This is a genomic window from Stenotrophomonas sp. NPDC077421 (assembly GCF_049545505.1).
Taxonomy (GTDB): Bacteria; Pseudomonadota; Gammaproteobacteria; order Xanthomonadales; family Xanthomonadaceae; genus Stenotrophomonas; species Stenotrophomonas nematodicola.
Genome location: NZ_JBMWDP010000024.1, coordinates 56748 through 72296 on the forward strand (window position 1 = coordinate 56748; position 15549 = coordinate 72296).

The 15549-nt window shown below is 67.4% G+C and carries 12 protein-coding genes and 2 rRNA genes; 6 read left to right on the forward strand and 8 right to left on the reverse strand.

What is annotated here, in order from left to right:
* The first annotated feature begins 268 nt into the window (after positions 1-268).
* Positions 269-3490 carry a bifunctional proline dehydrogenase/L-glutamate gamma-semialdehyde dehydrogenase PutA gene (gene putA / locus ACPEH1_RS13645; protein ID WP_017356555.1) on the forward strand — a complete coding sequence of 1074 codons (3222 nt, stop codon included), beginning with the start codon at positions 269-271 and terminating at the stop codon, positions 3488-3490.
* 55 nt (positions 3491-3545) lie between these two features.
* Here the strand turns inward: putA and ACPEH1_RS13650 are convergent, their stop codons facing one another.
* Positions 3546-4190, reverse strand: coding sequence for a hypothetical protein (locus tag ACPEH1_RS13650; protein ID WP_037591433.1), 645 nt, complete (start codon positions 4188-4190; stop codon positions 3546-3548).
* A gap of 129 nt (positions 4191-4319) precedes the next feature.
* On the opposite strand from ACPEH1_RS13650, the gene ACPEH1_RS13655 reads away from it, so the two are divergent.
* Positions 4320-5051: a ThuA domain-containing protein gene (locus tag ACPEH1_RS13655; protein ID WP_423715927.1), complete on the forward strand. Its 732-nt coding sequence runs from the start codon at positions 4320-4322 to the stop codon at positions 5049-5051.
* On the opposite strand, the gene ACPEH1_RS13660 is transcribed toward ACPEH1_RS13655, so the two are convergent.
* The gene (locus tag ACPEH1_RS13660; protein ID WP_136007108.1) at positions 5037-5441 is read right to left on the reverse strand and encodes a GFA family protein; all 405 of its coding nucleotides are present in this window, start codon (positions 5439-5441) and stop codon (positions 5037-5039) included. The two genes, ACPEH1_RS13655 and ACPEH1_RS13660, sit on opposite strands and share 15 nt — an antisense overlap.
* The gene (locus tag ACPEH1_RS13665) at positions 5438-5773 is read right to left on the reverse strand and encodes a hypothetical protein (protein ID WP_423715928.1); all 336 of its coding nucleotides are present in this window, start codon (positions 5771-5773) and stop codon (positions 5438-5440) included. Before ACPEH1_RS13665 ends, ACPEH1_RS13660 begins: the two co-directional genes overlap by 4 nt.
* A 20-nt stretch (positions 5774-5793) precedes the next feature.
* Between ACPEH1_RS13665 and ACPEH1_RS13670 the strand changes: the two genes are divergently transcribed.
* Complete coding sequence (locus ACPEH1_RS13670; RefSeq protein WP_423715929.1) at positions 5794-6753, forward strand: GlxA family transcriptional regulator; 960 nt, start codon at positions 5794-5796, stop codon at positions 6751-6753.
* Positions 6754-6835: 82 nt separating this feature from the next.
* Here ACPEH1_RS13670 and ACPEH1_RS13675 read toward each other — a convergent pair whose 3' ends face one another.
* Positions 6836-8179: an outer membrane protein transport protein gene (locus ACPEH1_RS13675; RefSeq protein WP_017354380.1), complete on the reverse strand. Its 1344-nt coding sequence runs from the start codon at positions 8177-8179 to the stop codon at positions 6836-6838.
* Between the two features lie 228 nt (positions 8180-8407).
* On the opposite strand from ACPEH1_RS13675, the gene ACPEH1_RS13680 reads away from it, so the two are divergent.
* On the forward strand, positions 8408-9100 hold the full coding sequence (locus ACPEH1_RS13680; protein ID WP_136007104.1) for a rhomboid family intramembrane serine protease: 693 nt from the start codon (positions 8408-8410) through the stop codon (positions 9098-9100).
* A 109-nt stretch (positions 9101-9209) separates the two neighbouring features.
* Here the strand turns inward: ACPEH1_RS13680 and ACPEH1_RS13685 are convergent, their stop codons facing one another.
* On the reverse strand, positions 9210-10628 hold the full coding sequence (locus tag ACPEH1_RS13685; protein ID WP_136007103.1) for a S41 family peptidase: 1419 nt from the start codon (positions 10626-10628) through the stop codon (positions 9210-9212).
* 148 nt (positions 10629-10776) lie between these two features.
* Entirely contained in the window at positions 10777-12027 is a 1251-nt protein-coding gene (locus ACPEH1_RS13690) for a murein hydrolase activator EnvC family protein (protein ID WP_287256404.1), read from the reverse strand.
* A gap of 177 nt (positions 12028-12204) precedes the next feature.
* Here ACPEH1_RS13690 and ACPEH1_RS13695 point away from each other — a divergent pair, with 177 nt between their 5' ends.
* The gene (locus ACPEH1_RS13695) at positions 12205-12864 is read left to right on the forward strand and encodes a hypothetical protein (protein WP_423715930.1); all 660 of its coding nucleotides are present in this window, start codon (positions 12205-12207) and stop codon (positions 12862-12864) included.
* Between the two features lie 57 nt (positions 12865-12921).
* Positions 12922-14637 (forward strand): M28 family metallopeptidase, encoded by a 1716-nt coding sequence (locus tag ACPEH1_RS13700; RefSeq protein ID WP_026070489.1) that lies wholly within the window; start codon positions 12922-12924, stop codon positions 14635-14637.
* Positions 14638-15010: 373 nt separating this feature from the next.
* Here the strand turns inward: ACPEH1_RS13700 and rrf (ACPEH1_RS13705) are convergent.
* Together rrf (ACPEH1_RS13705) and rrf (ACPEH1_RS13710) are read right to left on the reverse strand one after the other, a co-directional pair.
* A 5S ribosomal RNA gene (rrf, locus tag ACPEH1_RS13705) occupies positions 15011-15125 on the reverse strand.
* Positions 15126-15256: 131 nt separating this feature from the next.
* Positions 15257-15371 (reverse strand): 5S ribosomal RNA (gene rrf, locus ACPEH1_RS13710).
* Between the last annotated feature and the right edge of the window lie 178 nt (positions 15372-15549).

The window sequence follows — 15549 nt, forward strand, 5'->3', positions numbered from 1 at the left end:
CGCGTTTTTTCCTGCCGCGGGAAACGTCCCGATGGTAGCCCTGCTTTCCAGCGAGCCGCAAGGGTCCATTCACAGTTTCAGGAATGGTGCAATACAGCATTGACCCGGCGGCCGTTTTGACGAAACCGGCACAGTTTTGCAGACCCTCGCCGGATCGGGGGAATCCCGCTGTATGAAAGGCTATGGCGCGCACGGCGCAGCACCCGGAAAGCGGTTGAATCGACCGAAAAACGATTAAAATGGTCAAGTTCTCCACGAGCCGATCGGCATGACCGCACCTTCCGCGCTTCCCCCTGCACCGGCCTCGTCCGGCGCCCGCCCGCCCCTGCTCTCGCCCGAGCTGCCGGCGGTTCCCAACCCGTTCCGCCAGGCCATCACCGATGCCTGGATGAAGGACGAAGCCAGCCACGTGCGCGAACTGCTGGAGCAGGCGCGCCTGCCGGCCAACGAACAGGCGCAGGTGCAGGCCACCGCCGCCGACCTGGTCGCGCGCGTTCGCGTGCGCGCCAGGGACCAGGGCGCGATCGAAGCCTTCATGCGCCAGTACGACCTGGGCAGCGAGGAAGGCGTGCTGCTGATGTGCGTGGCCGAGGCGCTGCTGCGCATTCCGGACCAGACCACCGCCGACAAGCTGATCCGCGACAAGCTCGGCGATGCCGACTGGAAAAAGCACATGGGCGGCAGCGATTCGGTGCTGGTCAATGCCTCCACCTGGGGACTGATGCTGACCGGCCGCCTGGTGCAGATCAACGACGCCACCCGCGCCGACGTGCCGGGCGCGTTCGCGCGCCTGATCGGCCGTGTCGGTGAGCCGGTGATCCGCCTGGCCGTCCGCCAGGCAATGAAGATCATGGGCCACCAGTTCGTCATGGGCCGCACCATCGACGAAGCGCTGTCGCGCTCGCACAAGGGCGACAACGCCAGCTACCGCTATTCGTTCGACATGCTCGGCGAAGGCGCGCTGACCATGAAGGACGCCAAACGCTACCTGGAAGACTACCGTCGCGCGATCCACTCCATCGGCGGCGATCACAAGGCCCGTGGTGGCCGTCCGGACGGCGACGTCAATGCCGCGCCGGGCATCTCGATCAAGCTGTCGGCGCTGTACCCGCGCTACGAGCACGCCAAGCGTGCACGGGTGATGGCTGACCTGGTGCCGGGCGTGCTGGAACTGGCGCAGCTGGCCAGGTCCTACGGCATCGGCTGCACCGTGGATGCCGAGGAAACCGACCGCCTGGAGCTGTCGCTGGACATCATCGAATCGGTGGTGAGCGATGCCTCGCTGACCGGTTGGGAAGGCTTCGGCGTGGTGGTGCAGGCGTACCAGAAGCGTACCCCGTACACGATCGATTACCTGGCCGATCTGGCCCGTCGCATCGGTCGTCGCCTGCAGGTGCGCCTGGTCAAGGGCGCGTACTGGGATGCGGAGATCAAGCGCGCGCAGATCGATGGCCTGCCGGCCTACCCGGTGTTCACCCGCAAGCAGAACACCGACGTGTCCTACCTGGCATGCGCGCAGCGTCTGTTCACGCATGCCGACGCGATCTACCCGATGTTCGCCACGCACAACGCGCACACCATCGCGGCGGTGAAGGCGATCGCCAAGGGCGGCCAGTACGAGCACCAGAAGCTGCATGGCATGGGCGATGACCTGTACGCCGAAGTGGTACCGGCCGACCGCCTGAACGTGCCATGCCGCGTGTATGCACCGGTCGGTTCGCACGAAGACCTGCTGCCCTACCTGGTGCGGCGTCTGCTCGAGAACGGTGCCAACTCCAGCTTCGTCAACCGCATCACCGACGACAGCGTGGCCATCGACGACCTGATCCGCGATCCGGTCGACGCGGTGTCCTCGTTCGCGTCCATCCCGCATCCGAAAATCCCGCTGCCGGTCGATCTGCTGCGCAGCCAGAACCATGACAGGAAGAACTCCATGGGCGTCAATCTCGCCAACGACAACGATCTGCGTGCACTGGCCGCGCAGCTCAACGCGGCCGTGAAGCCGTGGCAGGCCGCACCGCTGGTGCCGGGTGCGCAGCCGACCGGCGCGCTGTTGAATGTGGTCAACCCGGCCGACACCCGCGAGGTCGTCGGAACGTGGCAGCCGGCCGACAGCGCCACCGTGGAGAAGGCGCTGGCCAACGCCGTGGCCGCGCAGCCGCAGTGGAACCGCACCCCGGCTGCCAGCCGCGCGGCGATCCTGGAGCACGCCGCCGACCAGCTGGAAACGCGCCTGCCGGAATTCATGGCGCTGTGCGTGAAGGAAGCCGGCAAGAGCCTGCCCGACGGCATCGCCGAAGTGCGCGAGGCGGTGGACTTCCTGCGCTATTACGCCAAGCAGGCACGCGAGCAGTTCGGCCATGCCGAGAAGCTGCCCAGCCCCACCGGTGAATCCAACGAGCTGCAGTTGCATGGCCGCGGCGTGTTCGTCTGCATCAGCCCGTGGAACTTCCCGCTGGCGATCTTCCTGGGCCAGGTCAGCGCCGCGCTGGCGGCCGGCAACAGCGTGATCGCCAAGCCCGCCGAACAGACCAACCTGATCGGCTACTACGCGGTGAAGCTGCTGCTTGACGCCGGGGTTCCCGAGGGCGCGCTGCAGTTCCTGCCGGGCGACGGTGCCACCGTCGGTGCTGCCCTCACCGCCGATCCGCGCGTGGCCGGCGTGGCCTTCACCGGTTCCACCGATACGGCCCGTGCAATCAACCGTGCGATGGCCGCGCGCGACGCCGCCATTGGCGTGCTGATCGCCGAGACCGGTGGCCAGAACGCTTTCATCGCCGACTCCTCGGCACTGCCGGAACAGCTGGTCAAAGATGCCATCGGCTCGGCGTTCACCTCTGCCGGCCAGCGCTGCTCGGCTGCGCGCGTGCTGTTCGTGCAGGACGACATCGCCGACAAGGTGATGACCATGCTGGCCGGTGCGATGGCCGAACTGAAGGTCGGCAACCCGGGCCTGCTGTCCACCGATGTCGGCCCGGTGATCGATGCCGACGCGCTGCAGATCCTGCAGGAGCATGCCGTGCGCATGGAGAAGGACGCCCGCCTGATTGCCGCGGCCACGCTCAGCGATGACGCCGCGCATGGCACCTTCTTTGCGCCGCGTGCGTACGAACTGAAGAACCTCGACCAGCTGCACAAGGAAATCTTCGGGCCGGTGCTGCACGTGATCCGCTGGAAGGGCGACCAGCTCGATGCGGTGATCGACCAGATCAACGCCACCGGCTACGGTCTGACCCTGGGCGTGCATTCGCGCATCGACGAGACCGTCGATCGCATTGCCTCGCGTGTCAACGTGGGCAATGTGTACGTCAACCGCAACCAGATCGGTGCGGTGGTGGGCGTGCAGCCGTTCGGCGGTCAGGGCCTGTCCGGCACCGGCCCCAAGGCCGGCGGTCCGCACTATCTGCTCCGCTTCGCCACCGAGAAGACCGTCACCGTGAACACTACGGCGGCCGGCGGCAATGCCTCGCTGCTGACCTTGGGCGATTGATCTCCCGCGTCACGCAGTGAACGAAAAACCCCGCGAAAGCGGGGTTTTTTGTCTGTCACTCGGCGTCGATCGATTCGATTTCGTCGCGCATCAGCAGCTCGTTGCCGACGTAGCGTTCGAACTTGATGCGGCCGAAGCCGGCGGCGTACCACGCTTCGATGCGATTGTCTTCGAAGGTTGCCGTGACATGGCAGGTGTCCTTGAAGGTGCGCGGCTGGAAGCCCACCTCCGCCTCCACATCCTCGAAGCCGACGAAGGTGTAGTCGGAGAACCCGTCGTAGTCGAGCGGCTCGACCGTTTCCTCGACGTGATGGGTGCGCTGGCCCTTGCCGGCAAGTTCAAAGCGGTCGCCCGGTTTGGCGCTGGCCGGGAAGGTCGGCGCAGGCTTGAAGATATCGGTCATCACCGGCTTGGACGCGTCGCCGCCCCAGGCGGAGATGCCGAAACGCTCCTGGCCAAGGAACTGGCGGCCGCTGGCATCGTAGTAGCTGGCGGTACCGACGCCACCGCCGGCGCTGTTGACCCGGATCGCATCCTGACCGGCGAACACGGCCTTCTCGATGGTCAGCGTTTCATCGCCGTTGGACCACGACAGGCCGGGCGTGAGAGTGAAGCAGCTGGCGAAGTCGCCAGCCAGTGCAGGGGCCGACAGTGCGGCCAGGCCCAGGGCGAGGGCGGAACGAAGCGCGAAAGGCGACATGTACAGATCCTTGTCAGACGTCATTGACCCACGCGGTGCGCGGGTGGGTGCGCGATTGTACGCGCTGCGTCCTGCAGCTCTGCACCGCGTGCGCCGTACACCGGGCCAAAGCCGTGGCAGAATCCGGCCATGCGCCTGCCCGTCCCGTTTCTCTCGCTTCTGCTGGCCCTGATGCCCGCGCCTGCCGCACAGGCGGTGCCGCCACCGGAGCGCGCACTGGTTTTCACCCGTACGGCGGAGTACCGCCACGATTCCATCCCTGCCGCCGTGGCCATGCTGCAACGCATCGCCGCCACCGAAGGCATGCAGGTCGACCACAGCGAAAGTGCCGCCGACTTCACACCTGCCAATCTGGCGCGCTACCGCGTGGTGGTGTTTGCCAGCACCACCGGCGATGTGCTCGATGACCCGCAGCAGGCTGCCCTGGAAGGCTTCATCCGTGCGGGAAACGGCTTCGTCGGCCTGCATGCTGCCGCCGACACCGAGTACGACTGGCCGTGGTACGGGCATCTGGTGGGCGCGTACTTCCACTCCCATCCGCCCGGCCTGCAGACCAGCCGCGTACAGCCCGAACGCGATGGTCGCGCGCGCGGTGCGGCGTGGACCGTGCACGACGAGCTGTACAACTATCGCGACACCCCGCGTGGCCGTGTGCAGGTGGTCGCCACGGTCGATGAACGCCTGTACGACGGTGGCCGCATGGGCAACGACCACCCGATCACCTGGTGCCATGCCTTCGACGGCGGTCGCAGCTGGTACACCGGCTTGGGGCACGACGCTGCGGTGTACCGCCTGCCGGCCTTCGAGGCGCAGGTGCGGCAGGGGCTGCGCTACGCGGCCGGTCGATCAGGGCAGTGCTGAGCCCGCCGCCTGCGCCTGCCGCCAGGCGCGCGCGGCGTCCTCCCAGTGCTGCCCGTCGAAACGGTGGACCTCAAGCGTCGCCAGATCCACGCCGTCTACGCAGCGCAGGTTGATCACCCACTCCGTGGGCGCGAGCCGCGGATGACTGAACGGCGCCGCCCCGCAGCAGTGGCAGAAATAATGCGTGGCGGTATGCGTGCCGAACGTATAGGTGGACAGCCGGCTGTCGCCCTCGATCAGTTGGAAGCGCGCATCCGCGCAGCCCATCCAGATCGCCCCCCGCTGATGGCAGAGCGAGCAATTGCACGCGAAGGCGCGCAGCGATGGCGCCTGGAAGGCGAACCGCACCGCACCGCAGTGGCAGGCGCCGGACCACGTGGAGAGGGTCATCGCACACCTCCCACGCACGGCGCGGGCTGCAGAGGCGCGTACCCGGCCGCACGCACGACGTCGTCGCATTGCCAGACCAGCCCGTTCCCCGCCCAATGACCATCGGCGACGTCCTCGATCACCGTCGAGGCAATCCTCCGACGCGGCTCGTTGCCCCGTCCGCAGGCGCGTACGGCAGCGGCATGGACGGCCGGCAGCCGCCGCGCACAGCGGGCGGCATCAACGGCGGTGGCGGGCTGGCGCAGGGTGATATCCGGCATGAGGAGCACCACGAAAAAGAGGTCTTCATTGAATCTGCGCGCGGCGGCGGACACCATCGACGGATTCGACATCTTTCGTGCGGAATCGGCCAATGCAGGATTTCACCGTCATCGTGCTCCCCGGCGCCTTCGCGTCCAGTGTGGCGCTGACCGTGGACATGCTCTCCACCGCCGCCACGCTGGCCCTACGACTGGGCGTGCCGGCACCCCGCTGGCAGATCTGCAGCGCCACCCGCGGGCCGGTGCGGCTCGGCGAACACCTGCAACTGCGTGCGCACCCACTGCCGCGTGCGCCTGATGGAAACGCGTGCTGGATCGTGCCGGGCCTGGGGGTGGACGATCCGCAGGCGATCGCCGCGCGGCTGGCCGGCGCCGACGTGCCGCGGGTGCTGCGTGCCCTGCGTGCGCACGCTGCCGCAGGCGGTCGCCTGGCCGCCTCGTGCGCGTCGGTATTCCTGCTGCAGGCGGCCGGGCTGCTCGCCCAGCGCCGCGTCACCACCACCTGGTGGCTGGCCGCGGCATTGCAGCGGCTGGAGCCGGCCTGCCAGGTCGATGCGGACCACATGGTGATCGACGACGGGCCGGTGACCACCGCCGGTGCGGCGCTCGGCCACAGCGACCTGATGCTGCACCTGCTGCGCCAACGCTTCGGCCCCGCATTGGCCGGGGCAGTGGCACGTGCGCTGCTGCTGGACCGACGCCAGCTGCAGTCGCCGTTCATGGTCCCGGCGATGATGGCGCAGGGCAATGCGTTGATCGCCGCCCTGACCGCGCATGTGGAAGCGCACCTGCCCACTGCGGTGACGGTCGGCGATCTGGCCCACCACATGGGCATGTCCACGCGCACACTGTCGCGACAGGTCACCCGTGCCACCGGGCACGGCCCGCTGCACCTGATCCGCAGCGTGCAGTTGAACCGGGCGCGGGCGCTGCTGGAGAACAGCCGTTATTCGGTGGAGGCGGTGGCCGAGCAGGTGGGCTATGGCGATCCCACCGCGCTGCGGCGGCTGCTGCGCCAGCGTCTCAACGCAACGCCGCGCCAGCTGCGCTGAGCGCGGCCCGGATGCCGGAAACAGAAAGGCCCCGCGCGAGCGGGGCCTTTCGTCCAGCGTGTGATGTCCGCTTGCGCGTCGATCAGAACTTGTAGTTCACCGACGCCGCCAGCACATCGCCGCGCACCTTGTACTTGCCGGTGAGCGAGTTGCCCTGGTTGTTGGTGGTGCCGGCGATGATCACGTCCGGATCCTTGGTGAACAGGTGCAGGTAGCCGAAGTTGTATTCGACGTTTTCCGACGGCGTCCAGCCCACGCCCAGCGAGAGCCACTTGCGGCTGGTGTCGGGCACGCGCACGTCGCGGTGTGCGTTGGTGGTCGGGGTCTGGTCCAGCGCGATACCGCCGCGCAGGGTGACGGTGTCACTCAGCTTGTAATCGGTACCCAGCGAGACGAAGGTCGTGTCGCGGTAGCCGAATTCCAGCACCGAATCGGGCTGCGCCGACGCGTAGTCGATGGTGACCTGGTCGAAGGCGGTCGACCACGCGGTGCGGGTCACGTCGCCCATCACGGTCCACTTGTCATTGACGTTGTGGGTGACGCTCAGGGTGGCCGAGGCCGGCAGGGTCACGGTGGCCTTGCCCGAGGTGCTCACGAAGCGGCCCGGCTGCACGGCGTTCAGTACGGTCGCCACGTTCGGCGGCACCACGAAGGTTGCATCGCCGCCGGTGATCTTGTGCTCGACCTTGGAACGGTAGCTGATGCCGATGTGGGTGTTCTCATCCGGGCTGAACAGACCGCCCACGGTCCAACCCACCGCATTGTTGTCGCCTTCCACGGTCAGCTTGCCGTCGGCGCTGCCCGGGGTGAAGCCCGGCACGCGCGACTGCGCCAGCGCGGTGCCGAAGTCGATGTTGTTGCTCAGTTCGATGGTCAGGTGTTCAACGAACACCGACGCGCCGAACGACACGTACGGATTGACGTCGTACGAGGCGGCAAAGCCCAGGTCGATCGCCTTCAGGTCGGTCTTGAGGCCGCTGTAACGGCCGACCCAGCCATTGTCGTATTCGGTCTTGAAGCCGAACGGTGCGGTCAGCGACACACCGAAGTGGGCCTTTTCACCGATCGGCATGTGGAAGTAAGCCGCCGGAACCGGAGCGATCATGCCGGCGTCGCCGCCGTCACCGCCGGTCTGGGCCTGGCCGGTCGGCTTGCGGCCGGTGCCGTGGAACTTGGCCGAGAAGCTGATGGCGCTCAGGTCACCCTGGACCTGCATGCCTTCCAGCTGGCGCATGCCGGCCGGGTTGACGGCCATGATGGAGGCGTCGCCCGCGGCGCTGCCGGAGCCGGCGAACGAACGGCCGAGGCCCTTGGCGCTGTTTTCCTTCAGCTGGAAGGCGGCGGCGTTGACGTGGCCAGCGGCCAGGGCACCGGCAATGCCGACGGCCAGGGCGGTGACACGGGCAAGCGTGGAAGCGGTATGCATTGTTGGTTCTCTCCGGAATTGCGGTGATGTTTGGCAACGCGCGCCTGCGTAGCCCCTTCCCTTCCGGGTTGGGACGACGCGCCGGATTCCCCTCCCGACATACGACGCCGTATGCGAGTATACCCAGACCGGTTAATGAAACAATAACGGCCGTCGCCCTCCCGGCCATTCAGGCTGAACGCGACATTCCCCCACCCGGGCCGCCCCCGCGCTAGGCTAGCGCCACCCATGTTCGTGTCGATTCCCTCCCGCAAGAAGTCCGCGTTGCGCTGGGCCACCCCGCTGCTGTTCGCGGCCCTGTGGCTGGCGTTCCTGTGGTCGATCTCCCGGCCGGACGACGCCCGGCGCAGCCTCTGGCTGGATTGGGGCGCCCTGTCCACCGGGCTGACCCACCCGCAGGACTGGTGGGCCACTCTGCAGGACGGCAGTGTGCTGCGGCTGTTCACCGCCCTGTTCCTGCATGCGGACTGGTCGCACCTGCTCGGCAACCTGGTGTTCCTGCTGATCTTCGGGCTGCCGGCCGAACGCGTGCTGGGGCCGTGGCGGCTGATCCTGCTGTTCCTGGTCGGCGGGGCGATCTCCAACCTGACCGCGATCTACACGATGGGCAGCCCGGACCAGATCATCATCGGTGCCAGCGGCGCGGTGTCGGCACTCATCGGTGCCTACCTGGCGCTGTTCCCGGGCGCGCGGCTGGGCGTGGTGATCCCGCTCGGCCTGTTCCTGGAGTTCGTGCGCGCGCCGGCCTACCTCCTGATCGGTGTATGGGCGGCGCTGCAGGTGGTGTTCGCCTATATCGGCCCGACCTTCGGCATGGTCGCCTGGTGGGCGCACATTGCCGGCTTCGCCTTCGGGCTGGCCTACGGCGTGTACGTGCGCGCGGCGATCGCGCGGCGCCTGCGCAAGCGGCACGGCTTCTAGACCCGGCGGCTTCCATCTCCGTGCAGCGCAGCGCCGGTTCCGCCCGGCTGCCGCGGTGCCGATCATCGCCGCGCTGCGCTCGGCTCTACGACGGCCGGCGTACGATCGATCAGGGCTTGGTCGGCATTTCTGCGGGCTTGGCTTCAGGCTTGGCTTCGGGCTTGGCCGCAGGCTTCGCCTCCGGCGTCGGTGCCGGCTTCTTCGCCGCCTCGGCCTTCTGCTTGGCCGCCACCGAACCCGGCTGCTTCAATTCGGCCAGTGCATCGTTGATCGGGCCGTCGCCGGGCAGTACGTCGCCGGCCTTGTAGCCGTCGCCGCCTTCCTCATCGCCGCGCAGATGACCCGGCAGGGTCGCTTCGCTGTAGTCGGTCAGGCTCGCCGGCAGCGCGTCGTCGCCGTCGCGCCTGTCGGGCAGCAGCACCACGTCCGGCACGATGCCGGTGGCCTGGATCGACTTGCCGCTGGGCGTGAAGTAGCGCGCGGTGGTGAGCTTGACCGAATCACCGTTGTCCAGCGGCAGCACCGTCTGCACCGAGCCCTTGCCGAAGGTGCGGCTGCCGACCACGCGCGCACGGCCGTTGTCGCGCAGCGCGCCGGCCAGCACTTCCGATGCGCTGGCCGAACCGGCATCGGCCAGCACTACCACCGGCGCGCCTTTGAGCAGATCGCCCGGCGTCGCGTCGAAGCGTGCGTCACTGATCGAGATGCGGCCACGGGTGCTGACAATATTGCCCTTGTCGAGCAGGTCGTCGGCCACCTGGACCGCAGCGGTGAGCAGCCCGCCCGGGTTGCTGCGCAGGTCCAGCACCAGGCCCTTGAGCTTGCCGCCGGCCTGCTGCTGCAACTGCGCGACATGCTTCTGGAAATCGGCACCGGTGTCGGCCTGGAAGGTGCTCAGGCGGATGTAGCCGTAGCCGGGCTCCAGCATCCGGCTGCGCACGCTGGTGACGCGGATGGTTTCGCGGGTGACGGTCACATCGAACGGTTTGGGACGGCCTTCGCGCACCAGGGTCAGCACCACCTTGCTGCCGGCTGCGCCGCGCAGGGGTTCGGTGGCCTCGATCGCGCTGATCGGCTTGCCGTCGATGGCGATGATCAGATCGCCAGCCAGGATGCCTGCACGCGCGGCCGGGGTGTCGTCGATCGGCGAGATCACCTTCAGGCTGCTGTTGTCCGGCTGTTGCTGCAGCTCCACGCCGATGCCCTCGTAGGCACCGTTGGCCTGCTCATCGAAGGCCTCGGCATCTTCCTTGTCGAAGTAGGTGCTGTGCGGGTCCAGGTCCAGCAGCAGGCCTCGGATCGCGGACTGCATCAGCTTCTTGTCGTCCACCGGGTCCACATAGGCGGCGCGCACCGCGTTGTACACCGCCACGTAGCGCCGGATTTCCTCGAGCGGCACGCGCGAAGTGACCGCCTCTTCACTGGTTGCCGCATCGCTGCCGCGGGTCGGCGCACCGCCGGTCTGCTGCGCCCAGGACATGGCCGGCAACAGGGCCAGCAACAAGGTGGCGGAACGGGCTACGCGCATGAAGCACTCCAGGGTAAGCGGGGGACGGGAACACACACACCGGGGTGCGTGTCCCGATTATGCGCGAAGGCCGGATAAATTCCCGTTGAACCGCCCGGTACCGGTGCGCGTTACGAGGGGGGCGCGATTCATCGCCCCCCGCGTGGACTCAGCGGCGCTGCAGCCAGGAACCGGGGTCCACGGGCTGGCCGTTGCGACGCAGCTCGAAGTACAGCGCCGTCACGCCCTGTCCGCCGGAGTTGCCGACCTTGGCCACCGCATCGCCCTTCTTCACCGCCGCGCCGGCATCGCGCAGCAGGGTGTCGTTGTGGGCGTACAGGCTCATGTAGCCGTTGCCGTGGTCCACGATCAGGATCATGCCGTAGCCGGTCATCCAGTCCGAGAACACCACCGTGCCATCAGCCACGGCGGTGATGGTGCTGCCGGCGGGCGCGCCGATCAGGACACCGCTGCTGGTGCGACCGTCGGGCAGCTTGCCACCATAACGGGCCAGCAGATTTCCCGACAGCGGCCAGCCCAACCCGCCCACTTTCGGTGCCGGTGCCGAGGCCACCACGGGCGGAACCTTTACCGCACGTGGAGGGGCACGCGTCCCGCTCGCCGCGGCCGCCTTCTCGGCTTTCTCGGCGGCCGCCTTTTCCGCTGCGGCACGACGGGCAGCCGCGCGCCGCTCGGCTTCGGCGCGTGCCGCCGCCGCACGCAGGTTGGCCAGCAGCGTTTCCAGTGCCTTGGCATCCTGGCCCAGCGCCTTCTCCCGCTCGCTGCGATCCTTGAAACGCTCGTCCAGCGTGGCCACGGTGGCGGCACGCGCGCGACGGTCGCCTTCCAGCGCTGCGGCCTGCTGCTTCTGCTGCTGGCGCGCGCCCTCCAACGCCTGCCGACGCTCGACGATCTGCGTTTCCAGCGTCTGCAGGTCGGCCAGGTCGCGGGTCAGTGCCTGGATGCGCTGCGCGCGCTCGCGCTGCAGGTAGCGATGGTAGGCCAGCGTGCGGTTGGCATCGGCCACGCGGTCCTGCGACAGCAGCAGCTTGAGCGGGGCGTTGTTGCCCACGCGGTACGCGGCACGCAGCAGCGATGCCAGCTCCTCGCGTTGCCGGGCCATGCCGGCCTGCAGCTGGCTGCGCCTGCGTTGCAGTTCCTCCATCGCGCGGGTTTCGCGCTGCAGGGCGGTCTCGGTCTGGGCCAGAACGCGGCCGGTGCGGGCGACTTTCTCATCGGCTTCGCGCAGTTGCCGCGATGCCTGGCCACGCTGGCTCTCCAGGGTGCGCCGCTCCTGCGCCACGCCCTTGAGCTCGCTGCGCAGCTTCTGCAGCTTGCGCTCGGTTTCCTTGGGCGTCTGCGCCACTGCGCCCTGGCCGGCCAGCATCAGCGCGGTGACCAGCAACAGCCCCTGCAGCATCACGCCCAGGCGGCGCGAAACGACGCGCCCCGTCGTGGGTTTGTTATCCCGGCGTGAGGAAAAGGCGTTGTGGCGCAAGGGCTTTCCAGTGACTTCAGGCAGATGCAGATTGTAGCGACGCATGGTGACATTGCAGCAGGCGGCCTGCCAGCCGCGCGCCAGACAACCGAGGCTCCCATGAAATCTGTTTCGTTCCCATTGCTCTTGGCCCTGATGGTGTCGGGTCCCGTGCTTGCCCAGGACGACATCAGCAAGGTCAACGGCAGCATCACCGCCCGGTCCGGCCAGACCTACGGCGACCTGGATACCGTCAATGGCGGCATCCGCGTCGAGGAGGGCGCCGTCACCGGCGACATCGAGACCGTCAACGGCGGCATCCGCATCGCCGAGCGTGCGCATACCGGCAGCATCTCCACGGTCAACGGCAGCATCCAGATCGGACGCGAGGTGGTGGCCAACGGCGACGTCGAAACCGTCAACGGCAGCATCTTCGCCGACCGCGGCAGCCAGATCGAGGGCGGTGTGGATACCGTCAACGGCAGCATCGGACTGGTCGAGACCCGGCTGGGAGGAGGCATCGAGACGGTCAACGGCGACATCACCGTTGGCGTCGGCTCGCAGGTCGGCGGCGGCATCCGCGTCAAGAAGGCCAGCTTCAACCTGTCACTGACGCCGGGCCGCAAGCCGCGCGTGATCATCGGTCCCAACGCCGTGGTCGGCGGCAACCTGCAGTTCGACCGCGATGTCACGCTGTACATCCATCGCAGCGCACGTACCGGCGCCATCAGTGGTGCGGTGGCGCAGGCCTTCGACACCGACACCGCGCCGCAGGATTGATATGGTGTCCCACCGGCGCGCTGCTGGCGCCGGCCTCTTTTGATCCAGGAACCGACGATGCCCCGCAAACTTCTGTTGTGCCTCGCCGCTGCCGCCGCTCTGTCGGCGTGCAAGGGCGAGCAGACCGCTCCCGCGCCCGCCCCGGCGGCCGCGCCGGCCCCCGCGGCCGGCCATGCCTTCTCGCCCGACATCAACGTCGGTGACTTCGCCGAGCTGGTCAAGACACTCGCCTCGGACGACTTCGAGGGCCGCGCGCCGGGTAGCGTCGGTGAGGACCGCACGGTCGAGTACATCCGCGACCAGATGCAGCGCATCGGCCTGCAGCCCGGCAATGGCGACAGCTGGTTCCAGGACGTGGCGATGACCGAGACCACCGCCGACGAATCCACCGTGCTCACGCTCGAGCAGGACGGCAAGACGCGCACACTGACGTTCGGTACCGACATGGTGATCGGTACCCGTACCGGCCAGCCGGAGGTCAAGGTGTCGTCCAGCGACCTGGTGTTCGTCGGCTACGGCGTGGACGCGCCGGAGCAGAAGTGGAACGACTACGCGGGCCAGGACTGGAAGGGCAAGACGGTGGTCATGTTCGTCAACGACCCCGGCTTCCATGTCGATGACAGCACGTTGTTCGACGGCAAGCGGATGACGTACTACGGCCGCTGGACCTACAAGTTCGAGGAAGCCGCGCGCAAGGGCGCCGCCGCGGCGCTGATCGTGCACGATACTGCCGGCGCCTCGTACGGCTGGGACGTGGTCAAGAACTCCTGGGCGGGTCCGCAGTACGACCTGCCGGCCAAGGACGATCCGGAAGCGCGCCTGCCCGCACAGGGTTGGCTGAGCGCCGATGCGGCGCGCCAGCTGTTCGCCGAGGCCGGGTTGGACCTGGACAAAGCGTACAAGGACGCCAGCAAGCGCGGTTTCAAGCCGGTCCCGCTGAAGGCGAAGGTGTCCTTCGACCTGAAGAGCACCATCGCCGAGAAGAAGTCGCGCAACGTGGTCGGCGTTCTGCCGGGCAGCAAGCGCGCTGACGAAGCGGTGCTGTACATGGCGCACTGGGATCACCTGGGCAAGCACGAGGGCGAGCAGGGCGACAACATCTACAACGGCGCCATTGACAATGCCACCGGGGTAGCCGGCATCCTCGAGATCGCCGATGCGATGGTCCACCAGCAACCTGCGCCGGAACGCTCGGTGGTGTTCCTGGCGGTCACGCTGGAGGAATCGGGCCTGCTGGGTTCGAAGTACTTCGTCAATCACCCGACCTTCCCGCTCGACAAGATCGCGGGCGTGATCAACATCGATGCGATGTCGGTGGCTGGCCGCGCCAAGGACATGACCGTGACCGGTTTCGGCAGCTCCGAGCTGGAGGACATCCTCAAGCCGCTGGCCGCCAACCAGGGCCGTACCCTGCATGGCGAGACGGCGGTGCAGAGCGGCTTCTACTTCCGTTCGGACCACTTCAACTTCGCCAAGGCCGGCGTGCCGGCCCTGTACGCCGACGGCGGCGAAGATCTGCGCGAGGGTGGAATCGACGCGGGCCGCAAGGCCGCTGAAGACTACGGGCGCAACCGCTACCACGGTCCGAAGGACGAGTACGACGCCGCCACCTGGAAGCTGGACGGCACGGTCGAGGACCTGCAGCTGCTGTACGGCGTCGGCAAGGAGCTGGCCGGCGGCGATCGGTGGCCGAACTGGTACGAGGGCAACCCGTTCAAGGCAGCCCGCGACACCATGATGAAGGGCAAGACCCCGCCGCCCGCAGCCAAGTGAGCTGACGCGCAGGGAGTGAACAGAAACGGCGCCGAGAGGCGCCGTTTTTTCATGGCCGGGGTGGAGCGCGGGAACGTGCGCGCGGGAGGTGCCGAGCATTGATCGTCCCCTTCGATGGCCGCCAGGTGCCGACCGCGGGTCGGTACGGCGCACTACCGCGCGCAGCGACCGCCGTTGCGCACCGTCACCCGACCGTCAGTCGGTTGCTACCCGGGGGACAGCGCATGGGCGGCGATCCGGGGACGCCGCGTTCGGATGTGGACCGGCGGCGTCCGGTCGATGTCCACCGTAGGGGAGCGATGCATCACCGCGCGCAGGCAACGCATAAAGAAAAAACCCCGCTGCGTAAGCAGCGGGGTTTTTGGGGTGTAAACCCTGGCGATGACCTACTCTCGCATGGCTTAGGCCACACTACCATCGGCGCAGCTGCGTTTCACTTCCGAGTTCGGGATGGGATCGGGTGGTTCCACAGCGCTAATTTCACCAGGGAGACGGTTGGAGCAGCGCATTGCGCCAGCTCGGCAGAAGTCTCTTCCGAGAAGCTGACCCGTTGAAAATCAAGGGCCTGCAATTAAAGGAAAACCCCGCTGCATGAGCAGCGGGGTTTTCGGGGTGTAAACCCTGGCGATGACCTACTCTCGCATGGCTTAGGCCACACTACCATCGGCGCAGCTGCGTTTCACTTCCGAGTTCGGGATGGGATCGGGTGGTTCCACAGCGCTAATTTCACCAGGGAGACGGTTGGAGCGTCGCCATCCAAAACAACGGATATAGGCGCCTGCCTCTCATAGTTCTTGTGACGTAGCGTGCACTTGGGTCTATCGACATGTCATGTCGGCCAAGGCAACTTGAGGTTATATGGTCAAGCCACACGGATCATTAGTATCAGTTAGCTCAATACATTGCTGTACT